The following is a 22,085-nucleotide window of genomic DNA, read 5'->3' on the forward strand; positions in this document are numbered from 1 at the left end:
GGTTTTTGTAAAGTTAGGGATTGTGATTTTGATCGGATGTGGCCAAATGGCGGAAAAAACTAAAAACCGAAAATTCCATCCCGATCACCCAAAAACACTTTTGCGAATCCGGCTCATGTGGCGCGTGGAAATCCCGAGAAACGAAGCCAAATAATGCAACGGAACTTCCTTGATGAGTTCAGGTTCGGTTTCGAGGATTTTGGCGTAGCGTTCTTCGGGCGTCAAAGTCAGCAAGTCGATGCGATAATCATCGATCAGGCAAAGTTGGCGCTCGAGCAATTCGTAGTAAAGTTTGTTGAAAGTGGCATTTTCGGCCAACAGTTTTCCGAAGCTTTCACGATCGATTACAAGCAAATTCGTGTCAGACAAAGCCTTGATGGATTTCCGGGAAGGTTTCCTGAACAAAAAACTGCCAAGCGAGGACGTGATCGAGTTGGCGAGTCCGAGATATGTTGTCTTTTCTTCGGCGTCGACCAAAATCGAATGTTGCAGGATTCCGGTTTTTATCAGACAGAAATATGGGCAAATCTCGCCTTCGGACACCAAAAAAGCGTTCTTTTTCAACGTCATTTCTGAAAAACCCGAGTCCTGGCTTTCGATAAAATCCTGCAAAGATGAACTCGCGCCGGGCGAAAATCCTGAAAAGCTGTCGAAAAATTCCATGCTCAAAAATACGAAGCGTCCGATAATTATCGGTCGTGTAATCTGATAAAGCAATTTGCATAGATTTGCCTCATCCAACTCTGGAATCTGATGCTCAAAAAACTCGAAAATCCCGTTTTTCCTTTCGTGCTGTGTTTGCTCGCACCTTTTCCCGTTTACAGTTTGTACAAACAGTTTCAGGTCGCGTCGACAAGCGATTCTGTTTTCGATTTCATCTATTTTTTCCAGATAAATTTCGTGATTTTCATAATCTGCGCAATTCTCATCAATGGCCAACCTTATAAAAAAGTGCTTTTTGTGCTTTCGGTCGCGTGGGCTGTCGCTTACGTTTTATATGCGGTCGTGATATTGGGATTGGTACTTTTACCACTTTTTTGACATGAGAAACAGGATTTTGCTAGCACTCTTGGTTTTGTTTCACGTCGTCGCGCTTATCGTAGTGACGGTCAAGCCGAAAGTTGACGCCAGAACGGAAAGTTCGCGCTTTGGACAAAAAGTCATTTTCAAATTTCCTGACAGTACGGTCGTTTACGCAAAATACGTCAATCTTGTCGGACGCGGTTATGCCGACAGTTTGGTCGATGTCGGTAGACCGATATTTATTCGCGGACGACGGGAATTCCATATAAAAGACAGCACAAGACAACTTCCCGATCGCGTCGACGCAACTTGGCTTTCGCTCGAGGACAATCACTATTATTGCCTTTACAAAAATTGGGATAATGAAGAATTCGAGGACAAACTGATAGCGGAAAAAGTCCGGAAAGTCGATTCGGTTGTATTTGAAATCGAGCGTGCAGGTTATGCCCAAATCAGTTTTTATGTCGGAAAATGGAAACCGAAAGTCTTGAAATGGAAAGCCGATGCGTGCGATTCGAAAACGAGTCGATTTTACCAGATCGAAGCTTTGCAGCCACTCGTGAAATCGAATCTAAATTTTGGATTGGACTTGTCTTTCAACACCCAGACGCCAAACGCAAGTGCGTTTCTGAGCTTTCAGGAAGGCGATTCGTTACAGGTCGATTTTCCGTCTAACAAAATAGCCAAACCCAAAAAGTTCTTCCCGAAAATTCCGGAAAAGATACGAGTCGAATTTTTAGGAGATGAAAAAGGCGAGCGAGTCGTCAAATCTCAATGTTCGATCAAGTTCGATGAATCGGAACTCACTTTTGTTTTGGGGAATCAAAATGGAACAGCGATGTTCGAAGTGCAATTCGGGGAAAATCACAAAGCGAAAAAAGTGTTCGTGAAACTCAATGGAAAAAAGATCGAACTCAAGCAAGCCGAAGTCGATTATTCGACATATTGATAATATCGCGCACCAATCAAATTTGGTTTTTCTTCTTCGATTCGGTCCAAAACCCATTCGTTTTTTGGAATTTTCACACTGAAATGCTGTTCTTTTTTGTGTAATTTCTCGTAGGTTTCAAAGTCGATCTCGTTAGAGTTTTCAAGTGTTTCGAACAATTTTACTTTGGATATCGCGCTTGTCCAATCTCGTTGGATCTCGCCTTCGAAGACTTTTGATTTGGAGCCGCTTCCGTAGGCCAGAAAACCGAATTTTGTTCCCGAAATCTCGCGTTCGTTTCGATGGGCGTCGCACAAAGCCGACAGCAATCCCATGAAAATCGAGCCTGTGTAAAGATTCCCGATCAATGACGAAGCCAATTCGGCGGGTTGCAATTTTGTCTTTACAAACTCCTGGTAATCGCTCGATTTCGCCAAATCCTTGAGTTGTGTCGCGCAGTTCGGATCGTTTCTGTCAATCAGGATTTTATCCGAATCCAAAGCGAAAATCTCTGTCAACATGCGTCGGCCTTGAAAAGAGTATGGCAAATGCATGATGATGTTCGACCAGGATTCGTAAAGTGTTCCGCCGAAATTCGCCGATTTCTTGTAAGAGAAATAAGCATCTCGCGTTCGATCGGTGTAACATTGGTTGGAATATTGTCCGTCGAAAACCGGTTGGTCTTTGTGGATTTCCACTTCCGATTCCAAATTCCCAAACCACGGCTGATTTTCGTCGTTTCCGGTGATCTGGACTTTCGAAACCTTGCGATACGGCTTGAAAAAGTCGAAAACGCCTTTGTTGCTTACCGCCCAATTTTCCGCGAAAGCGATAATTTTCGGATTCGCACTCAAAAGCATTGCGACCGCGCCCGCGCCTTGGGTATATTCTCCGGTCGATTCCAGGTCGTATTTAGCTATGTCAGTCGCAATAACGATCGCTTTTTTCGTCGGATTCAATCTTAGGTAATCGAAACAGTTCTGCAACGCATCGACAGCGCCAATACACGCGAAAGTAAAATCGACGACGTCACATTCCAGAAGCGAATTTTCGCCGAATTTCTGCTCGATCAAAGCCGAAACGAAAGATGCGACAGGTTTTGAGTTGTCGATTCCGCTTTCTGTGCCAACGTAAATTCTCGAGATTTCCGACAGGTTGATATCGTTGTCCAGAATCAATTTCGTCAAAGCGTTTGCTCCAAAAACAACCGTGTCCTGATGTGCATCCGGCAAAGTCATCTTGAGCAGGCCGAGGCCTTTTTCGAGTTTTTCGGGTTCGATGTGGCGCGCTTCGGCCAGAGTTCTTATTGGAAGATGGATTTTGGCGACGTCAAACGCGATCGCGTCGATTCCTATTTTCATGGGACGGAAATTGAGTTCGTAAAGTTACGATTCGAGCCAAGAAAGCGACTGTTTTTCGGGCTTGCGATTCGATTTTTATCGTTAACGCCGAACATTTCGCGAAAGTGTAAAATTTGCCGAATTTTTGTCGTTCATAATTTCGAAATCGGCAATAAACCAACCCGCGCGGCGTTCTTAATCAAACCAATCGATACAAACATGAAGGCAAACTTTGTTTTTTTCCTGCCGACATTTCTAGTTTTATTAGTGAGTTCCTTGTTCGTTTCTTGCTCGAACGACGAATCGGATAATGACGAACCGATGTTGATCGTGAAGTTCAAATTCGATCGCGACCAACAACGCTTGAACAATTTGGGGCAACCGTCGACAATTCCTTCCGGCCACGCTGCCCAAACTCCCGATTTCCACACGATCTCTGCGCATTATCTCGAACTCGCTCCCGATATGTATACGCAATTGGGCGAAGGTTCGGTTTTGTATCACGCTCCTGAAACCACGCAAGGCGGACCAAAAGCGATCGATTTCAGCAAGGCGAAAATCGTGGGTGAAGACGAGGTTTTTCTCAAGATTCCTTTGAGCGAGGTCGCGTCCGGGAATTACAATTGGGTTCGCGTTTCGCTTTCTTACCAAAATTTTGGCGTGAACTTTTTGCAGTCGGGCGTGGAATATGATGGCACTTTGGCGAGTTTCGTCGGATTCAATACTTATATAAAGTCGCATTCCATCGGAAACAATTTCTTTGAGGTCAACTCGAATCGCGCCCAGGGTTATTGGGCTTTCGCTTTGGACGATTATCCTTACAGTTCAGAAGGTCAGGCGCCGGCCGGAGCGACGACCGTTCCGAATCCGTTGGCAAGTACATCGCCAATTCCCGCCGGATCGTGCGTCGTTACTGGAAAGTTCGGCAACGAACTGCAAATTACGGGCAATGAAAAGAAAGATGTCGTGGTCACGCTTTCACTTTCGATCAACAACAGTTTTGAGTGGCAAGACGTCAATGCCGACGGGAAATTCGAACCGTCTGCGGGAGAAAATGTCGTCGATATGGGTTTGAGAGGATTGCTGCCGTCTTTCACGGTTCAGAATTGACTTGGTAAAAACCACGTCATTAGCGGCTTTCACGCTAATTAATACTGATTATAAATAATCGGAAATCCTTTGTGCTATAACCCTTTTAGCCTTATTTTTGTGTGATTTTTTAATAAATTACTCAAAATCTATGGCAAAATCGGCTTTCCTGAAGTCATCCCTGGCTAAAAAGTATTGGATGGCGGCGACAGGACTATTTTTGTGTCTATTTCTCGTCGGACACTTGTTGGGTAACCTGCAACTTCTGAGTAGGACAGAACACGAGGCGGCGCTTCATTTTAACCAATATGCGCTCTTCATGACCACGAATCCTGCGGTCAAAGCACTTTCTTACTTGACTTATCTCTCAATCCTTTTCCATGCTGTGGATGGATTCTGGCTTACGATCCAGAACCGCAAGGCAAGGCCGATTGGTTATGCCAAGAACAATCCGTCGGCGAATACGACTTGGGCTTCGAGAAATATGGCAATGTTGGGTTCCTTGATCCTGCTTTTCATCGTGACACACATGGCAAGTTTTTGGGGCAGAATGCACTTTGACAAGAAAATGCCGCTTTATGTGGTAGAGCTTACGGCGATGGGCCAAAAAATGAAATTCTACAAAACGACAAACGATCAATTCATTCCTTTCGATCAGGTCGCGGCTAGCAAACAGGAAGCTTTCGAACAGAAAAAGCCGAAATATCTCGCCAACAGATCAGAAATTTTTGACGCTAACGCAAACATCAAAATTGCCGAAGTATACAAAGATCTTTACAAGATCACGGTCGATTTTTTCAAACAGCCGAAATACGGTTTGTTGTACGTGATCCTTTACATGATTTCTATGGCGGTTTTGGCATTTCACCTTAGCCACGGATTGGCGAGTTCGTTCCAGAGTATCGGTTTGAGCCACCCGAAATACAGTCCGTTTATCGACAAGTTCGGACTTGTTTTCTCGATTGTCGTTTGTGCGTTGTTCGCGATTTTGCCTCCGTACATTTACTTTGTCCTTTAATAATCAATATTCATAAATAACTATGAAGTTAGATTCTAAAATACCGGAAGGTTATATTTCCGATAAGTGGACCAACCACAAAAATCACCTTAAACTAGTTGCCCCGAACAACCGTCCGAAAATCGACATCATCGTCGTGGGAACGGGATTGGCCGGAGCTTCTGCGGCCGCTTCTTTTGGAGAAATGGGTTACAACGTGAAGTCGTTCTGTTTTCAGGATTCTCCACGTCGTGCACACTCGATCGCGGCTCAAGGCGGAATCAACGCGGCAAAAAACTACCAGAATGACGGTGACTCGATTTACCGTTTGTTCTACGATACGATCAAAGGTGGCGATTACCGCGCCCGAGAGGCGAATGTGCACCGTTTGGCCGAAGTTTCCGGAAACATCATCGACCAATGTGTGGCGCAAGGTGTACCGTTTGCACGCGATTACGGCGGATTGCTCGACAACCGTTCATTTGGTGGAACACAAGTTCAAAGAACGTTCTACGCGGCGGGCCAAACCGGACAACAATTGTTGCTTGGAGCATATTCGGCACTTTCACGCCAAATCGGACAAGGAAACGTACAGCAATTCAACCGTCACGAGATGCTCGACATCGTAAAAGTTGACGGAAAAGCCCGTGGAATCATTGCTCGCAACTTGGTGACAGGTGAAATCGAAAGACATTCGGCTCACGCTGTAATCATCGCTTCAGGCGGATACGGAAACGTATACTTCCTTTCGACAAACGCTATGGGATCGAACGTTTCCGCAGGTTGGAAAATCCACAAAAAAGGTGCGGCATTCGCGAATCCTTGCTATGTGCAGATTCACCCGACTTGTATTCCGGTTCACGGAACGAACCAATCGAAGTTGACCTTGATGTCAGAATCACTTCGCAACTCGGGAAGAATTTGGGTTCCGAGGAAAAAAGAAGACGCCGAAGCAATTCGTGCCGGGAAATTGAAACCTACGCAAATTGCCGAAGAAGACAGAGATTATTACCTCGAAAGACGCTATCCGGCGTTTGGTAACCTCGTGCCGCGTGACGTTGCTTCGCGTGCGGCAAAAGAGCGTTGCGACGCAGGTTACGGAATCGAAGCCAACGATACGAATGAAGGCGTTTACCTCGACTTTTCATCAGAAATCAAGAGCAAAGGAAAACAAGCGGCTTTGGTCGCGGGCGATCACAATCCGTCCGAGGCGAAAATCGTCGAGCTTGGAAAGAAATGGATCGAGGAAAAATACGGTAACCTTTTCCAGATGTACGAAAAAATTACAGCTGAAAATCCGTACGAAACTCCAATGAAGATTTATCCGGCGGTTCACTACACGATGGGCGGCGTTTGGGTCGATTATAACTTGCAGTCGACAATTCCGGGCTGTTTTGTGGCCGGTGAAGCAAACTTCAGCGATCACGGAGCGAACAGGCTTGGAGCATCGGCGTTGATGCAAGGTTTGGCAGATGGCTATTTCGTTTTGCCCTACACGGTTTCCGATTATCTGGCAGATGAAATCCGAACCGGGAAAATCTCTACGCAATCGGCGGAATTCGACGAGGCCGAGAAATCGGTTCGTGCGCAAATCGACAAATTCCTCAACAACAACGGTTCGAAGTCTGTGGACTATTTCCACAAGCAACTCGGACACATTATGTGGAACAAGGTCGGAATGGGAAGAAACGCCCAAGGTTTGTCTGAAGCCGTAAAAGAAATCGATGCTTTGAGAGCCGAATTCCACCGCGACGTTTACGTTCCGGGAAGCGCCAATGAAATGAATGTGGAATTGGAAAAAGCACTTCGCGTTGCCGATTTCATGGAACTCGGACAATTGATGGCGATGGACGCTTTGCAAAGAAACGAATCGTGCGGTGGACATTTCCGTGAAGAATATCAGGATGCAGAAGGTGAAACTTTGCGCGATGACGAAAATTTCAAGTTCGTCGGAGCTTGGGAATACAACGGATCTGACATCAGCCAGGAAATCCTGAACAAAGAAGACCTGAACTACGAATTCATCAAGATCGCAGCCCGTAACTACAAATAAATCAAGAGACATGGCTACTAAGAATATCAATATAAAACTCAAGATCTGGCGCCAGAAAGATGCCAAATCGAAAGGCACGATGGAAAGCTACAAGCTCGATAACGTATCGACTGACAGCTCTTTCCTGGAAATGCTCGACCAATTGAACGAACAGCTCATAAATGAGCGGAAAGAGCCGGTTGCTTTCGACCACGATTGTCGCGAAGGAATCTGCGGAATGTGTTCGCTTTACATCAACGGACGCGCCCACGGACCAGATCGTTTCATCACGACATGTCAATTGCACATGCGCTCGTTCAAGGACGGAGAAACGATTTTCATCGAACCGTGGCGTTCAAAAGCGTTCCCGGTTATCAAGGATTTGGTCGTTGACAGAAGTTCTTTCGACAGAATCCAGCAAGCGGGCGGTTTCGTTTCGGTAAACACATCCGGAAACACGATTGACGCAAACGCGACTCCGGTTCCAAAGGCTGACGCAGATCGCGCTTTCGAGGCTGCGGCTTGTATCGGTTGCGGCGCTTGTGTGGCGAGTTGTAAAAACGGATCGGCTATGTTATTCGTCGGGGCGAAAGTTTCGCAGTACGCGCTTCTTCCGCAAGGAAAAGTCGAGGCTCACGACCGCGTTTTGAATATGGTTCGTCAAATGGACGAAGAAGGATTCGGAAACTGTACGAATACCGGAGCTTGCGAAATCGAGTGTCCGAAAGGCATTTCACTCGAAAACATCGCGAGAATGAACCGCGAGTACATGAAAGCTTCGATGAGTTAAGACTCTGAAAGTCATAAATACAAAAGCGCACTCTATTTTGGGTGCGCTTTTTTTGTGTCCGATAGTTTTTCGAAGCGATTATCTCTTCACCAATTTGATGGTTTGGATTTGAGATTCCGATGCGATTGAGAGCAGATAAATTCCCGATTGGCAGTGCGACAAATTTATTGTACGATCGTGATTTGCGTCCGATTTTGCAATTGTCCGTCCGTTAAAATCGGTTACCGAGTACGAAATCAGATTACCGTCAAAACCGTCGATGGCAAAGATTCCATCCGAAGGATTCGGGTAAACCTGAAAAGTTTCATTCGAAACAAAACCGGCAACGGCTAGCGATTCGGGACAATTTATTGCCGTGGGACTGCTTTTCCCGATTGTCGTTCCATCGCCAATTCCGCCTGCGTTATTCGCGCCCCAAGCCCAAAGATTTCCGCTGGTTTTCAATGCCGAAACGTGAATTGTCGAGGCCTTTACGCTGTGCCAGTCGGAATCTTGTCCAATTTGAGCGAACGAAAGCACATCGACCAACGTGCCCAAACCGAGTTGACCCAAGCCGTTGTAACCGCTGCTCCAAAGTGTCCCGTCCGTTTTTAGCGCGACGGTAAACGATGAGCCCAAAGCGACGCTTTGCCAGTCCAAATCGGTTCCAACCTGCATAGGCGAAAGCGAGTTTATGAGTGATCCATTTGCCAATTGTCCGGAATTGTTCGAACCCCAAAGCCAAAGCGAGCCGTTGGTTCTTATCGCACCTGAATGACCCAAGCCCGCAACTATTTTCTGCCAATCAGAAGCGGTTCCAACCTGAACCGGAACGTTTGTGAAAGTCGTGTTCCCGTAACCGAGTTCGCCGCTCGAATTGAATCCCCAACTCCATAAAGTGCCGTTTGTTTTGAGTGCGAGCGTGTGGAGCGATTTTGTCGAAACCGCTGCCCAATTGGTCTCGGTGCCTATTTGTGTTGGCGCATTCGCGTCAGTTCCGCTGCCGGCCGTTCCCAACCCGAGTTGTCCGAATTGGTTGTTTCCCCAAGTCCAAAGTGTTCCGTCTGATTTGATTGCAAGGCTGTGGCTGTTTCCGGCAGAAATGAACGCCCAATTTGTGGCTGTTCCAACTTGTATCGGAATCGTCGAATTTGTAGTGTTTCCGCTTCCCAATTGTCCCGATGTATTCGTGCCCCAAGCCCACAAAGTGCCGTCGGTTTTGAGCGCCAGTGCGTGTCCGTTTCCGGCGCTGACGTCTTTCCAGTTTGTCGCGTTTCCAATTTGATGTACGATAGGATTGCTCAAGATCGTTCCGTCGCCCAATTGTCCGGAGGCGTTCTCGCCCCAAGCCCAAAGTGTTCCGGCGTTGGAGATTGCGAGCGTGTAACCTTGTCCCGGCGCGATTTCGTTCCAGCATTGAGAATTCGGAACGACGAGATTTTGCGATTGGGAATACAAATCTGAATTCATTACGAGTACCAAAAGTAGTAGCATGATTTTTCGCATCGGACTATTTCTTGATGAGTTTTTGGATAGATTTTGAACTGTCGGAAGTGATTTCAACCGAATAAATGCCCGCTGACAAGCCGGAAATCTCGACACTTTCGGAATCAGCGATGTCTTTTTTCGCCAACACTTTTCGTCCGAGATTGTCATAGATCGCAACCGACAACATCTGTGGTTCATCCGACTTGATCGAAAACAAATCACCGCAAGGATTCGGGCTCAAAGCCAATGTAGCCGTCTTTTTATCTTGAACCTGCAATTGGCTTTCGCCGACGATACTGAAAGTAAATAGGTTGACATCACTTCCGGTATCGGAAACATGCGTAACCATTGCAGCCAAAACGTTGCCGGAACTTGTGGTATTCATCAATCCGCCTTGGCTCCAAAGAATATCCGGAATTTCAATGATCGCTTTGCCGTTGTTTCCAAAGCTTGAAACAGGAGTTCCGTTTGTGTTGTAACAGTAGAGTTGCGGCGCTTGCGGAAAGTCAGCGGTGTCGGCCCAGATGTAAAGTAGGTTTCCTTTCGAAACGATTTGGGTCGGAAATGCGTTCGTGCCGAAACTTCCGTCGAGCAGAATTTCGAAATCCGGAATCAAAGTTCCTTCGGCATTGGCCTTGAGAATTGACGAAACGCCGTTGCCAAAGTCGTCAACGATCTCAAAAACCGAAAAGAAAAACGTGCCGTCGTCGCCAATCGTAAAACCAGAATCGATGCCTCCGACGTACGAAAATTGGCCGTTGTTGCCAAATGAAGCGTCAATTGTTCCGTTGGGATTCAGGCGTTGGACGACAAAAGTTTGCACTCCGTCAAGATTGATGACTCTGCTCAGGATCATTTTGTCGCCCGTAACCAGTCTGAAAGCGTTCAGTTCAGATTCCGAAAACGCGTTTCCGGAGACAGGAATCACGATTTTTCCCTGCGAACCGAAGTTTGTGTCAAGTGCGCCATTTGGAAAAAACCGCCATAGAAATAAGTCGGGACTACCCGAAACTTCGTGTTTTCCCAAAACCACGATTTTGTCGTCCGACTGTATTAAAACATCGTAAATGAATTCCTGGTTTTCGCGTGGCATATCGACTTTTCCGTTGTTTCCAAAAGAGAGATCGAGCGAGCCATCGGAGTTGTACCTGATGATCCGTTCGTCCGAGTAGAAAGCGTCGCCCGCAACAACGATTTTTCCCGTGCTTTGCAAAGCCATTCCGTATGCTCTTGTCCACAAGGTTTCTTCGGCTTCCAAATTGTCTTCGACAGACTTGATTTGGCCATCGCCGCCGCCAAACGTCACGTCGTGGGAACCGTCAGTAGTATATCGGAAAAGCATCGCTTGATGGCCTTCGTTCGAGAAATTGCCCTGAAAACACACCAATAATTTTCCGTCAGGTTGCACCAAAGTTTCGTGCAGGTAGAAACCGTTGTCGTGCCCAAAGCGTTCGTCCCAGCCATCCTGGCTGTAATTCGTGTCGAGAATTCCGGTGGTTTGCGCTAGCGAAATCTGGCAAATCAGGAGTAAAAGAATGTAGCAGTTTTTCATAAGTTATTGTTTTATGATTATAGTCTGATTGACTTTCGTTCCCCGAACCGTTTGTTTTGTGCTTTACCTTTATTAGCACTTTTATTAGCGTTGTAAAGGTCGTTTCGCTTCGCAACCAATACAATACGAAAATAGGAGTAGAGGCAAGCGCGAGAATATCCTATTCCGGAGAATCCATACGTCATTAGGCGTACAAAAACGTTTTCGGAACATTTGCGTTTGCTTATATTTGGGCACAACTACAAACCAGATGCGACACTTTTTCCTGCTTTTGCTTTTGCCTATTTTAGGCTTTCCACAACTTTCAAAACACGTAAATCCGTTAATTGGAACCGGCGGCCACGGACACACTTTTCCCGGAGCGACCGCGCCTTTCGGAATGGTTCAGCTTTCGCCAGACACGCGAATCGACGGAAGTTGGGACGGCTGCGGCGGTTATCATTATTCCGATTCGGTGATTTACGGGTTTTCGCACACGCACTTGAGCGGAACGGGCGTTTCGGATTACGGCGATTTTATGCTGATGCCGACGATGGGCGAACCTTCGACGAGTTTCGAGCACTATTCCTCAAAGTTTTCGCACAAGAACGAAAAGGTTTCCGCCGGATATTATGCCGTGAAGCTTGACAAATTCGGGATTGATGTGCAATTGACAGCATCGACTCGCGTCGGATTTCACGAATACAAGTTTCCGAAATCGGGTCAGGCGAATGTGATTCTCGACTTGAACCATCGCGACCAATTGCTTATGGGCGAAGTCAGAATTATCGATGCCAAGACGATCGAAGTTTACAGAAATAGCGCGGCTTGGGCGACCGATCAGAAAATTTGGGCGAGAATCGAATTCGATCACGAGATGAAGATCACCAAAATCGAGAACAATGCGTTCGCTCCGGCAAAACCGACCGACAAAATGATCGCTGGAAGCTTGTTGCGACTGGCTTTTTCATCAGATGTAAAAAAAGGCGAAACCATAAAAGTGAAAGTGGCTTTGTCTCCGACTGGATTCGAAGGCGCGAGAAAAAACATGAGTGAAATTCCGGGCTGGGATTTCAAAAAAGTCAGGAAAGACGTCGAAAAACTTTGGGACAAAGAGCTTTCCAAAATCACCGTTTCCGAAAAGGACAAAGATAAACTCGCGGTTTTTTACACGGCTTTGTACCACACGATGATCCAACCGAATATCGCCCAGGATATTGACGGAAAATACCGCGGTCGAGACGACGAAGTCCATCAAGCGGACGGTTTCGACTATTACACGGTTTTCTCGCTTTGGGACACGTTCCGTGGCGCGCATCCACTTTATACTTTGATCGACAACAAACGCACGTCCGATTTCATCAACACTTTTCTCAAACAATACGAGCAAGGCGGACGACTTCCGGTTTGGGAATTCGCATCCAATGAAACCGATTGCATGATCGGTTACCATTCGGTTTCGGTCATGGCCGATGCGATGGCAAAAGGCATAAAAGGCTTCGATTACGAGAAGGCGTTCGAGGCTGCGAAACACAGTGCGATGCTCGATCATTTGGGACTTTCGGCTTACAAGAAGCAAGGTTTCATTTCGATGGACGACGAACACGAAAGCGTGTCGAAAACGCTCGAATATGCTTACGACGACTGGTGTATTGCGCAAATGGCCAAGATTTTGGGTAAAGAGCAGGATTACGCTTACTTCATGAAGCGTTCCCAAAATTGGAAAAACGTGTTTGATCCGGAGACGAAACACATGCGTCCCAAGAAAAATGGCGGTTGGGACAAACCGTTTGATCCGCGCGAAGTCAACAACAATTTCACCGAAGGGAATTCGTGGCAATATTCGTTTTTCGTGCCACATGATATTGCTGGAATGATTGAAGCTTACGGCGGAAAAGCAGATTTCGAGAAAAAACTCGATGAGATGTTTTCCGCGCCAAGTGAAACCACCGGACGCGAACAGGCCGACATAACGGGTTTGATCGGGCAATATGCGCACGGTAATGAACCGAGCCATCACATGGTTTATCTGTACAATTCCATCGGAAAGCCCGAAAAAGCACAGGAAAAAGTGAAATTCATCCTTGAAAACTTCTATAAGAATTCTTCCGACGGATTGATCGGAAACGAAGATTGCGGCCAAATGAGTGCGTGGTACGTGTTGAGCTCGCTTGGACTTTACGATGTCACGCCGGCCGGAGACGCTTGGACTTTGACGACTTCGGCGTATGAAGTTGCGACGGTCAAGTTGGAAAATTGTTCGGAAGTGAAAATGGGCAAAAATGTCAAAAATGCAACTTTCAGTCGTTTGGGCTTTGGTGAAAAATCTAAAATTGCGGCTGAAATCCCGTACGACAAAATTGTTCCAGTTCCTACGATCCAAGCTGCGAGCAAGTCTTTTTCTGACAAAATGCTCGTTTCTCTTGAAAGTTCCGATGGAAAAAATCAGCAAATCGAATATGTGCTTGAACCTCGGACGAACAAAGGTAAAATCGATTTTCAGCCTTACGAGAGGCCATTTTACATCAACGAATCGTCGACAATTACGGCAGTCGTAAAAGATGGAAAACGCGAGAGTAATTGGGTTTCGGCGACGTTTTACAAAAAGCCGAACAATTATTCCATCGCCATCAAATCAAAGTACGACAAACAATATCACGCAGGCGGACCGGACGGTTTGCTGGACGGGATTCTGGGTTCGGAAAACTGGCGAAAAGGCGACTGGCAAGGTTATCAAGGCCAGGATTTCGAGGCCACGATCGATTTGAAGAATGCGACAAAAATCTCCAAGATCGACGCGCGTTTCCTGCAAGATTCGCGTGCCTGGATTTTGATGCCGACCAAAGTCGAATTCTATATTTCTAATGACAACAAGGATTTCAAGTTGGTCAAAACTGTCGAAAATACATACGATGCGCTAAATACCAATGTCAAGGTCGAGAGTTTCATTGCGCAATTCGCTCCAACTTCTGCGAACTATGTAAAGGTCAAGGCTTACAATTTCGGTAAATTGCCCGAGTGGCATCAAGGTGTTGGCGGCGAAGCTTACATTTTTACAGATGAAATCACGATCGACTAATGGAAAACGAACTCAAAATCGCACTGATTCAAACGCCGTTGGTTTGGCAAAACGCCGAAGCGAACCTGAATCTGATAAAGGACAAAATCGTGTCGATACAGGATGAAGTCGATTTGATCGTCTTGCCCGAAATGTTCGCGACGGGATTCACGATGACGCCCGAGGAATCCGCTGAAACCATGGACGGAGAATCAGTGAAATGGATGAAGAAAGTTGCGTTTGAACACCATTGCGCCGTAGTTGGAAGTTTGGCTATTGCGTCTGACGGAAAATTCTACAATCGGTTGGTTTTCGTGCATCCGACAGGAGAAATCGAGACTTACGACAAGCGTCATCTGTTCTCACTCGCGGGCGAAGACAAGGTTTATACAGCGGGTGAAAAACGTCTGATAGTCAATTTCAGAGGTTTCAAAATTTGTCCTTTGGTGTGTTATGACTTGCGTTTTCCAGCGTTTTCCAGAAATACCGAATATTACGACGTCTTGTTATACGTCGCGAATTGGCCACAACCGAGGATCGCCGCTTGGGATGCGCTTTTGAAAGCCCGGGCAATCGAGAATATGTGCTATGTGGTCGGTGTGAACCGCGTGGGCGAGGATTTCAACAAAAACGAATATCCGGGGCATTCGCAAGTGTTCGATTATTTGGGTGAAAGTGTGCTTTCGGCCTGGGAAAACGAAGGAGTTTTTATCATTTCGATCGAGAAAGAACCGATGCTCGAACTACGCGAGAAATTGCCGTTTTTGGAAGATCGCGACTCGATTACGGTATCGTAAATGGCTGATCGACATCCCAATTCGCCCGAATCTCGAGCTCTTTCGGGAAATAAATCACGGTTTCGGACTGCCGTTTTTCTAGGTAATTTCCCGCGTCCCATTGCCTGTTTTTGTTGTCGTCGTAAATGATTCTCAGCGTGTAAGTCGCCGGATCGATATTGTTGAAATCGACGACCGTCGCCGATTCTGTGTATTCCATATATTTCACAGTGCCTTTTGAATCAGTGAGTTCGACCATGATCGGGAAGCGTTTGGCGTTTTCCAATGTGACCCTGAGATTGCCGTATTCGGACGTGTTTTTTGTGGAAAGATTGTATTTCAAAGTGTCGTTCACGGAATCGTAAAAGTCAGTAAGCGCGCCGGGAAGAATCTCGATATTGTATTTCTCTATCGGATTTTTCTTGAAATCGAGTTCCAGCAAACGTTCGAATTCATCGTATTTGGCCGTGAATTTCACGACGGAATCCTTCGTCTTTACCGAAATTTTCGATTCGTCGAACTTCGAAAGCGGAATGCTCGATTCGAGTCCGAAATTGCCTCTTAACGGCAAAGTGCCCGACTGTCGCGGCGAAAAACTAAGCGTATCTTTTTTCTGGTCTTTGATCTTTACCCAATAATCGGCTTTGAAATTGTTTCTTTCTACCGAAACTTGGAGCGAATCGACCTTCAATCTCGGATACCAAATGTTCAGGGAATCCTTGTCCTCGACCTTCGTCACGGCCGACTTGAGCAATTCACCGGTTGGACTTTTCACAGTCGCTTTCGTGCCTTTCGGATCGCCTACGTAAGCAAGAAACAGCTTTTGTCCCGAATCGAGCGTCGGTTTGCTCGGTTTGAACGGAACGGCTTCCTTGAAAAGTTCGAGTTGGTAGATGGAATCGTTCGGAATGTTCACGAAAGTCTTGTGAAACCCGATCTTGTCAGACTTCGGATCGTATTTGTTGTTATTGTTGTCCTTAAGCGCGATAAGCAAATATTTTCCGGCTTTGATATTCTCGATTTTCCAGTTCGTCAAGCTGTCAAGCGTATTCGTAATATAGCGCGGCGGCTTTTTATAGATCACCGAATCGGTAAATGTGCTGTCGGCTTCGTACAACATGATCGAGACGTAGTTGTCCGGTTTTTTCGAATATGCGTCTTTGATTCGTCCTGCAATTTGTAACGAGTCGATGTAACTTCCGGTAGAAAAAACGTATCGGAATTGCGAATAAGGATTGCCTTCGTTGTTGTCGGCCAAACTCTGTCCGAAGTTGAAACTGTAAGTCGTGTTGTCCTGAAGCGTGTCCTGGATTTTGATCGTGAAAGTCTTTCCGGCCGTAGTCGGCAAAATTATCGGTTCATGTTTCAAAGGCGGGGAAACGATCAATTGCTTGTTGATGTCTTTCATTTTCACGTATTCGTCGAACACCAACTTGAATTCTTTCCCTTTGAAATTCTTTGAAAAATTCTCCGGAATGCTTTTTAGCAGCGTCGGTGGGATCGTGTCTTTCAAACCGCCGGTGATCGTGCCGCGTTTGGCGCATCCGACAAAAGCAAGTAAAAGGGCGAAAGCGAAGTATGTAAAGAGTTTTTTCAACTGAAAGTCAAATTTCGATGCACAAAATAACGATTATAATTTCTCGCGCGAAACTATTTTTTGACCGAATTATGAATGTGAAAAAGCGAGGCACGCAATCGAGATTTTTGCGCCCGGAATTTCTAGCAACGCCCGACTGCAGGCTTCCAAGGTCGATCCGGTCGTAAGCACGTCGTCTATCAACAGGAAATGTTTTCCGTGATCGGATTCCGAAAAGTTGGCTTCGAACATCGATTTGCTGAGTTCCGAACGCGCAAAAAGGTTCTTTTTCGTCTGTGTTTTCGAGTAAAAGTTCCGTTTCAGCAGCTTTTCGTCAAGCGGAATTTCGAGTGTGTCCGACAAGGCTTTTCCGAAAGACGTCACTTGATTGTAACCGCGTTTTTTGAGTTTACGCCGATGCAACGGAACCGGAATTATAGCATCCGCGGAAGCGCAAATTTCCTTCAGATCTTCGGCGAACCAATAACCAAGCGCCGTCCCGACATCTTGCTGGTTTTTGTACTTGAGTTTGTGGATCATTTGCTGCACGATGCCTTTTTTGTGGAAATAGGCGAAAGTCGTCACCGATTCGGTAGGAATTCGTCCAAAAAACTTCGTCGAAGCTTCGTTTTGCGGTTGAAGATGGTGGTTGGTGAGCGGAATTTCGTGTCGGCAATTTGTACAGATCACGAATTCGTTGTCGCGCAAAAGATTGTCGCATCCGGCGCAGACCGACGGAAAAATCAGGTTGAGTAAGGCTTGTAACATAATTGAATGGCGTTTAGATGCTGAAAGTTAGGAAATTCGGCTGAAACAACGGTTTTTATTTCGACGCTCGGCCAAGAATATTTATTTTCGCGTCTTAATTCTCAAAAATCAAGCAAACGCATCATGTCAAAGCAGGAAGATATTTTCAAGAATGTGATTTCCCACGCCAAAGAGTATGGTTTCATTTTCCCGTCGAGCGAAGTCTATGACGGACTTAGCGCGGTTTACGACTACGGTCAGAACGGCGCTGAACTCAAGAAAAACATACGCGAATATTGGTGGAAAGCCATGGTTCAGATGCACGAAAATATCGTTGGGATCGATGCTGCGATCTTGATGCATCCGACGACTTGGAAAGCTTCCGGTCACGTGGACGCTTTCAATGATCCGCTTATCGACAACAAAGACTCGAAAAAGCGTTACAGAGCTGATGTTTTGGTAGAAGATTTTGCTGAAAAACTCAACCAAAAAGCGCAAAAAGAAATAGAAAAAGCCAAGACTCGATTTGGTGAAGCGTTCAATGAACAGGAATTTGTGACCACGAATGCTCGTGTGAAAGAATATTTGTCGCGCGAGACCGAAATTCGGGAAAGACTCGGGCGTTCTTTGGGCAATGGCGATCTGGAAGACGTGAAAGCGTTGATCGAAGAGCTGGAGATTGCCGATCCCGATACTGGCTCGAGAAATTGGACCGAAGTGCGTCAATTCAATTTGATGTTCGGAACCAAACTTGGAGCGTCGGCCGATACCGCGATGGATTTGTACCTGCGTCCGGAAACGGCTCAGGGAATTTTTGTGAACTTCTTGAACGTGCAGAAATCAGGTCGCATGAAAGTCCCTTTCGGAATCGCCCAAACCGGAAAAGCTTTTAGGAATGAGATTGTTGCGAGACAGTTTATCTTCCGCATGCGCGAATTCGAACAGATGGAAATGCAGTTCTTCGTTCGTCCGGGTGAGGAAATGAAATATTACGATTATTGGAAAGACACGCGTTTGAAATGGCATTTGTCGCTTGGTCTCGGACGTGAAAATTATCGGTTCCACGATCACGAGAAATTGGCGCATTATGCGAACGCTGCCGCCGATATCGAGTTCAATTTCCCATTCGGTTTCAAGGAATTGGAAGGAATTCACTCGAGAACGGATTTCGATTTGAAGGCGCACGAGCAATTTTCAGGACGCAAGTTGCAATATTTCGATCCGGAATTGAATGAGAATTACGTGCCTTATGTCGTGGAAACTTCGGTTGGTCTTGACAGAATGTTCCTTGCGATTTTCTCGAAATCGTTGAAAGAGGAAACGCTCGAGGACGGATCTGTTCGCACGGTTTTGGCCTTGCCGTCTGTTTTGGCGCCTACGAAAGCTGCGGTTCTTCCACTTGTCAAAAAAGACGGATTGCCTGATATCGCGCATAAGATCATCGACGATCTCAAATGGGATTTCAATGTGACTTATGACGAAAAAGACGCAGTCGGACGCCGTTATCGCAGACAAGACGCGCTAGGAACGCCTTTTTGTATCACGGTCGATCACCAAACTCTGGAAGACAACACCGTTACGATTCGCCACCGCGATTCGATGCAACAGGACAGGGTCGCGATCACCGAACTTCGCTCGATCATAGAAAATGAAGTTTCGATGCGAAATTGGTTGTTGAAAACCAAGTAACATCAGAATTAGAAATACAAAAGCCTCTCGATTCGGGAGGCTTTATTTTTTTACGACAACCGCTTCGTGTAGTTGTTTCGCAAATGCTGGAAGTGTCGGTTTTTGTGGTTCTGACGGAAAATTCGCCGATCGTTTCTTTGGATGCGTCCGAGAAATCAATTGCTCCAGGATTTGCAGATTTTTGTCGGAAACGCCATACAATCCCAAAAGTATATGCTGATAGAAGGAAAGACCATCGTTGCCGATTACTTGCGGGCCTTTTTTGGTGCGATACGACCGCTTTGGCTTGGCGTTGCGCATTTCTTCCATCGTCGTTTCATCGATTCTGCTGAAAATCCATTCGTGGATGAATTTCGCTGCCGGAACTGGATTTTTGATGATTTGCTTCCAGTCCGTTTGTAGTTGTTCCGATAGCAGATTCCAGAATTCATCGGTTAATCCGTGTACCCAATTATGTGCATTCTCTTTCTGCTTTTCGGACAAGATTTCCAAAACTCTTTGCGCGCTTTTCCATTTGATGAGATTGAGTCCCGTAAGTTCAGCAACTTGGTGGGCGAGCGGGCTCGATTTGTGGGACGAAATAATACTTTCGGCAATGGACGCGAACTTGAGCTCGATCACGTTGAGAAAACCTTCTTTTTTGGCAAAAATCAAGAAGTCGCAAGCCTCGAGAATAGTCTGCAATGTGTAACCTTCTTCAATAATCGGGAAACCGTCTTTTTTATTGGATGCGAATAGAACAGGATTCGACAGTTTCTCTAATAATCCGGTCGCTCCGATCCCGTAGCGCGTGAACCCACTCATGAACTCGTTCAGCCAATCTGACTTTGCCGAATGTCCGAAGTGGCGATTTACACTTTTCTTGGTCACTACCATAGACATATCCGACAAAACAAAAGGCTGAAGTCCTAAAGTTTTGCCAGATAGTTTTTTGTCATACGATCCTGAAAATACCGTCTGCATTATTTCAATTGATTGAGCCAATCTGTCAACACAAGTTCATTCGGTTTTGCAATGACCGTTTGCGTTTTGATGTATTTGGAAATACGCTTTTGCATAAGCCAGGCCGTTTTGTGAGTGATTTCCAAGTCTTCGGATAATTTCCGGGGCGTAACATCTTCCGAATTCTTAACGAGCCAAATTGCTTGGAACCATTTCTGCAATGGCAATTTTGAATTGTGGAAAATCGTATATGTTTTCACATTGAAATACTTTCCGGAATTGCGGCAACGATAGCGTCCGTCTTTGCACCTATAAATTTTGGAAGTTTCGTCAAACGGACTAACAACATCGCCTTCCCAACGAATTTGCTCGAGCTGCATAATACAAGCGTTTTCATCCTGAAATTTCGAAGCGATGTCCTCAAAAGACTCCAACTGTTCTAGATTGCTGACTATCATTGGTTCTAAATGTGTTTTTATAATTTTACACAAAAATAACAAAATTTATGTAAAAATGTAAAATTAGTGGTAATAAATCTATATTGGCATGTAGTTCACCGTCTATTTTATGCACTTCATATAGTAATTGCATAAAAACAGTTTCGAGATTTGCCCAAAGGAAAATTGGGCTCTTATATAAAATAAATTAGCTTCCGATAAGACCCCAAATTATCAAACCTACTTGCGTGGCTTCCAAACCAAATGAAGCACGATTACATTATTATTAGCGACAATCGCCATGATATCGCGGAGACAAAGGCTGTGGCCGCTGTTTTCCCGCAACTGTCGTTTGTTGGAAGTGCTTCGAACTTTGATGAAGGCTTGGATTTGGTGCTGGAAAAGAATCCGAAAATCGTTTTCCTGGAGATTCAGCCAGAAGATGTTTCGTCTAAGTTGGGACTTTCCTTCATAAGTGAACTTTTTCGTTTTCTAAACGACGTTCCGAAAGTTATTGTCACAGCCAAAAATGCCGATCTGGCTTATGAAGCGCTTCGGTATGATGTACTTGACTACTTCGTAACGCCATTTCGTTCTCTTGAACTACGGAAGTGTCTTATGAGATTGGAGAAGTCTTCGGCTATGCAGCCGGTTATTGCATTCCAGACGACTATCGAAGCTCCGGCGACCGAGACTGATTTGCCGACTTCCGAAAAAGTTATCGAACAGATAGAAAGTGATTCGACTAAGCAAGCGGAGGTCGAGCTCATAACTTTAGATCCTGTTCAAATTGTTCCTGAGATCCATGCGACTCCCGTCGAGAAACCTTTGGTGATTTGCGTGAAGTCTTACGGCGACTACCGTTTTATAGAAGCTCGTGATATTTGTTATATCCAGGCAGATAACAACTCAGCTGACATCCACTTAAATAACGGTGAGATGATTACAGCTTTCAAAACCTTAAAGCAATTTGAGAATGCGCTTCCGGCGCCGTTCGTCAGAATCCATAATAGCCATATCGTGAATATGGACTATGTATCCAGAATTCACACGGGAAATTCAGTTTGCTACTTAAAAAATACCGCTGCGACTAAACTTCCTTTCTCGAAATCTTACAAGGAAAATGTCGATTTGATCATAAACAGTATCTCAAACGGCAATTATTTGGAGTTTTAAAAGCTGACGGCTACACTTCATACTCATATCATCCACTCATAGAATAGCTACATCTACCAAACGAGCCAGTAAACATAGGACTCGACAGAGACATCGTACCTAAGTTTGCCTCGTGGATTCGTGTGCACAAACACACATCTACAATGAGGAACAAAAACAAAAGATACCACAAACATAAATGTCTCAAATTATGAAAAAAGCTATTTTTACTTTCGGATTGTTTTCACTAGTAATGGTTTTGACTTCTTTTACTACGCCTGATCTTAATTATTCTGGTGAACCCGATGGCAGCACAACCTCTAAAGGTAATACCGGTGGCCAAGGAACATTGCCCGGAGATGGAGGAAAAAAATTAGATTTCGAAACGGGTGGTGTTGCAACTGGTGACAAAGGAAAAAAAGTAGATTTTGAGACTGGCGGGGTTCAGACTGGTGATAAAGGAGTCAAAAAACTTGATTGACTTTAATACGTTAATAATATATCAGTG

At 45.5% G+C, this 22,085-nt stretch carries 19 protein-coding genes; 11 read left to right on the plus strand and 8 right to left on the minus strand.

What is annotated here, in order from left to right:
- Nucleotides 1-84 precede the first annotated feature (84 nt).
- Nucleotides 85-717, minus strand: a complete 633-nt coding sequence (locus EOO49_RS06050) for a Crp/Fnr family transcriptional regulator (protein ID WP_290843755.1) — start codon at nt 715-717, stop codon at nt 85-87.
- A gap of 36 nt (nt 718-753) precedes the next feature.
- On the opposite strand from EOO49_RS06050, the gene EOO49_RS06055 reads away from it, so the two are divergent.
- On the plus strand, nt 754-1,041 hold the full coding sequence (locus EOO49_RS06055) for a hypothetical protein (RefSeq protein ID WP_290843757.1): 288 nt from the start codon (nt 754-756) through the stop codon (nt 1,039-1,041).
- Between the two features lies 1 nt (nt 1,042).
- Entirely contained in the window at nt 1,043-1,972 is a 930-nt protein-coding gene (locus tag EOO49_RS06060; RefSeq protein ID WP_290843758.1) for a hypothetical protein, read from the plus strand.
- Here EOO49_RS06060 and EOO49_RS06065 read toward each other — a convergent pair.
- Nucleotides 1,957-3,312, minus strand: coding sequence for a hydroxymethylglutaryl-CoA synthase (locus tag EOO49_RS06065; protein ID WP_290843760.1), 1,356 nt, complete (start codon nt 3,310-3,312; stop codon nt 1,957-1,959). The genes EOO49_RS06060 and EOO49_RS06065 overlap by 16 nt on opposite strands.
- Nucleotides 3,313-3,510: 198 nt before the next feature.
- Between EOO49_RS06065 and EOO49_RS06070 the strand changes: the two genes are divergently transcribed.
- The 4 genes from EOO49_RS06070 (at nt 3,511) to EOO49_RS06085 (ending at nt 8,199) form a co-directional block, all read left to right on the plus strand.
- A complete protein-coding gene (locus tag EOO49_RS06070; protein WP_290843762.1) occupies nt 3,511-4,401 on the plus strand; it encodes a hypothetical protein in 891 nt (296 codons plus the stop codon).
- A gap of 130 nt (nt 4,402-4,531) precedes the next feature.
- The gene (locus EOO49_RS06075; protein ID WP_290843764.1) at nt 4,532-5,398 is read left to right on the plus strand and encodes a succinate dehydrogenase cytochrome b subunit; all 867 of its coding nucleotides are present in this window, start codon (nt 4,532-4,534) and stop codon (nt 5,396-5,398) included.
- A gap of 22 nt (nt 5,399-5,420) precedes the next feature.
- Nucleotides 5,421-7,430: a fumarate reductase/succinate dehydrogenase flavoprotein subunit gene (locus tag EOO49_RS06080; RefSeq protein ID WP_290843766.1), complete on the plus strand. Its 2,010-nt coding sequence runs from the start codon at nt 5,421-5,423 to the stop codon at nt 7,428-7,430.
- Between the two features lie 10 nt (nt 7,431-7,440).
- Nucleotides 7,441-8,199 (plus strand): succinate dehydrogenase/fumarate reductase iron-sulfur subunit, encoded by a 759-nt coding sequence (locus tag EOO49_RS06085; protein ID WP_290843768.1) that lies wholly within the window; start codon nt 7,441-7,443, stop codon nt 8,197-8,199.
- Nucleotides 8,200-8,277: 78 nt separating this feature from the next.
- Here EOO49_RS06085 and EOO49_RS06090 read toward each other — a convergent pair whose 3' ends face one another.
- Nucleotides 8,278-9,672, minus strand: coding sequence for a T9SS type A sorting domain-containing protein (locus EOO49_RS06090; protein WP_290843770.1), 1,395 nt, complete (start codon nt 9,670-9,672; stop codon nt 8,278-8,280).
- 16 nt (nt 9,673-9,688) lie between these two features.
- A complete protein-coding gene (locus tag EOO49_RS06095; protein WP_290843772.1) occupies nt 9,689-11,218 on the minus strand; it encodes a T9SS type A sorting domain-containing protein in 1,530 nt (509 codons plus the stop codon).
- 250 nt (nt 11,219-11,468) lie between these two features.
- Between EOO49_RS06095 and EOO49_RS06100 the strand changes: the two genes are divergently transcribed.
- Nucleotides 11,469-14,276, plus strand: coding sequence for a GH92 family glycosyl hydrolase (locus tag EOO49_RS06100; protein ID WP_290843773.1), 2,808 nt, complete (start codon nt 11,469-11,471; stop codon nt 14,274-14,276).
- A complete protein-coding gene (locus EOO49_RS06105; RefSeq protein WP_290843775.1) occupies nt 14,276-15,052 on the plus strand; it encodes an amidohydrolase in 777 nt (258 codons plus the stop codon). Before EOO49_RS06100 ends, EOO49_RS06105 begins: the two co-directional genes overlap by 1 nt.
- On the opposite strand, the gene EOO49_RS06110 is transcribed toward EOO49_RS06105, so the two are convergent.
- Nucleotides 15,039-16,628, minus strand: coding sequence for an Ig-like domain-containing protein (locus EOO49_RS06110; RefSeq protein WP_290843777.1), 1,590 nt, complete (start codon nt 16,626-16,628; stop codon nt 15,039-15,041). The two genes, EOO49_RS06105 and EOO49_RS06110, sit on opposite strands and share 14 nt — an antisense overlap.
- A 69-nt stretch (nt 16,629-16,697) precedes the next feature.
- A complete protein-coding gene (locus EOO49_RS06115; protein ID WP_290843779.1) occupies nt 16,698-17,375 on the minus strand; it encodes a ComF family protein in 678 nt (225 codons plus the stop codon).
- Between the two features lie 123 nt (nt 17,376-17,498).
- Here EOO49_RS06115 and EOO49_RS06120 point away from each other — a divergent pair, with 123 nt between their 5' ends.
- The gene (locus EOO49_RS06120; protein ID WP_290843781.1) at nt 17,499-19,043 is read left to right on the plus strand and encodes a glycine--tRNA ligase; all 1,545 of its coding nucleotides are present in this window, start codon (nt 17,499-17,501) and stop codon (nt 19,041-19,043) included.
- A gap of 42 nt (nt 19,044-19,085) precedes the next feature.
- On the opposite strand, the gene EOO49_RS06125 is transcribed toward EOO49_RS06120, so the two are convergent.
- A complete protein-coding gene (locus EOO49_RS06125; protein ID WP_290843783.1) occupies nt 19,086-20,006 on the minus strand; it encodes a hypothetical protein in 921 nt (306 codons plus the stop codon).
- Nucleotides 20,006-20,443 carry a hypothetical protein gene (locus EOO49_RS06130; RefSeq protein WP_290843785.1) on the minus strand — a complete coding sequence of 146 codons (438 nt, stop codon included), beginning with the start codon at nt 20,441-20,443 and terminating at the stop codon, nt 20,006-20,008. Before EOO49_RS06130 ends, EOO49_RS06125 begins: the two co-directional genes overlap by 1 nt.
- A gap of 243 nt (nt 20,444-20,686) precedes the next feature.
- Between EOO49_RS06130 and EOO49_RS06135 the strand changes: the two genes are divergently transcribed.
- Nucleotides 20,687-21,598 (plus strand): LytTR family DNA-binding domain-containing protein, encoded by a 912-nt coding sequence (locus tag EOO49_RS06135; RefSeq protein ID WP_290843787.1) that lies wholly within the window; start codon nt 20,687-20,689, stop codon nt 21,596-21,598.
- Between the two features lie 190 nt (nt 21,599-21,788).
- Nucleotides 21,789-22,058, plus strand: a complete 270-nt coding sequence (locus EOO49_RS06140) for a hypothetical protein (RefSeq protein ID WP_290843788.1) — start codon at nt 21,789-21,791, stop codon at nt 22,056-22,058.
- The last annotated feature ends 27 nt before the right edge of the window (nt 22,059-22,085 follow it).

Source organism: Flavobacterium sp. (assembly GCF_004295795.1).
GTDB lineage: Bacteria > Bacteroidota > Bacteroidia > Flavobacteriales > Flavobacteriaceae > Flavobacterium.

Excerpts from the sequence above, each read along its gene's own strand:
- EOO49_RS06075 (WP_290843764.1), top strand. The coding sequence starts at position 4,532 with ATGGCAAAATCGGCTTTCCTGAAGTCATCCCTGGCTAAAAAGTATTGG.
- EOO49_RS06100 (WP_290843773.1), top strand. The coding sequence starts at position 11,469 with ATGCGACACTTTTTCCTGCTTTTGCTTTTGCCTATTTTAGGCTTTCCA.
- EOO49_RS06125 (WP_290843783.1), bottom strand. The coding sequence starts at position 20,006 with ATGCAGACGGTATTTTCAGGATCGTATGACAAAAAACTATCTGGCAAA.
- EOO49_RS06070 (WP_290843762.1), top strand. The coding sequence starts at position 3,511 with ATGAAGGCAAACTTTGTTTTTTTCCTGCCGACATTTCTAGTTTTATTA.
- EOO49_RS06130 (WP_290843785.1), bottom strand. The coding sequence starts at position 20,443 with ATGATAGTCAGCAATCTAGAACAGTTGGAGTCTTTTGAGGACATCGCT.
- EOO49_RS06135 (WP_290843787.1), top strand. The coding sequence starts at position 20,687 with ATGAAGCACGATTACATTATTATTAGCGACAATCGCCATGATATCGCG.
- EOO49_RS06105 (WP_290843775.1), top strand. The coding sequence starts at position 14,276 with ATGGAAAACGAACTCAAAATCGCACTGATTCAAACGCCGTTGGTTTGG.
- EOO49_RS06080 (WP_290843766.1), top strand. The coding sequence starts at position 5,421 with ATGAAGTTAGATTCTAAAATACCGGAAGGTTATATTTCCGATAAGTGG.
- EOO49_RS06120 (WP_290843781.1), top strand. The coding sequence starts at position 17,499 with ATGTCAAAGCAGGAAGATATTTTCAAGAATGTGATTTCCCACGCCAAA.
- EOO49_RS06140 (WP_290843788.1), top strand. The coding sequence starts at position 21,789 with ATGAAAAAAGCTATTTTTACTTTCGGATTGTTTTCACTAGTAATGGTT.
- EOO49_RS06095 (WP_290843772.1), bottom strand. The coding sequence starts at position 11,218 with ATGAAAAACTGCTACATTCTTTTACTCCTGATTTGCCAGATTTCGCTA.
- EOO49_RS06085 (WP_290843768.1), top strand. The coding sequence starts at position 7,441 with ATGGCTACTAAGAATATCAATATAAAACTCAAGATCTGGCGCCAGAAA.
- EOO49_RS06090 (WP_290843770.1), bottom strand. The coding sequence starts at position 9,672 with ATGCTACTACTTTTGGTACTCGTAATGAATTCAGATTTGTATTCCCAA.
- EOO49_RS06060 (WP_290843758.1), top strand. The coding sequence starts at position 1,043 with ATGAGAAACAGGATTTTGCTAGCACTCTTGGTTTTGTTTCACGTCGTC.
- EOO49_RS06115 (WP_290843779.1), bottom strand. The coding sequence starts at position 17,375 with ATGTTACAAGCCTTACTCAACCTGATTTTTCCGTCGGTCTGCGCCGGA.
- EOO49_RS06065 (WP_290843760.1), bottom strand. The coding sequence starts at position 3,312 with ATGAAAATAGGAATCGACGCGATCGCGTTTGACGTCGCCAAAATCCAT.
- EOO49_RS06055 (WP_290843757.1), top strand. The coding sequence starts at position 754 with ATGCTCAAAAAACTCGAAAATCCCGTTTTTCCTTTCGTGCTGTGTTTG.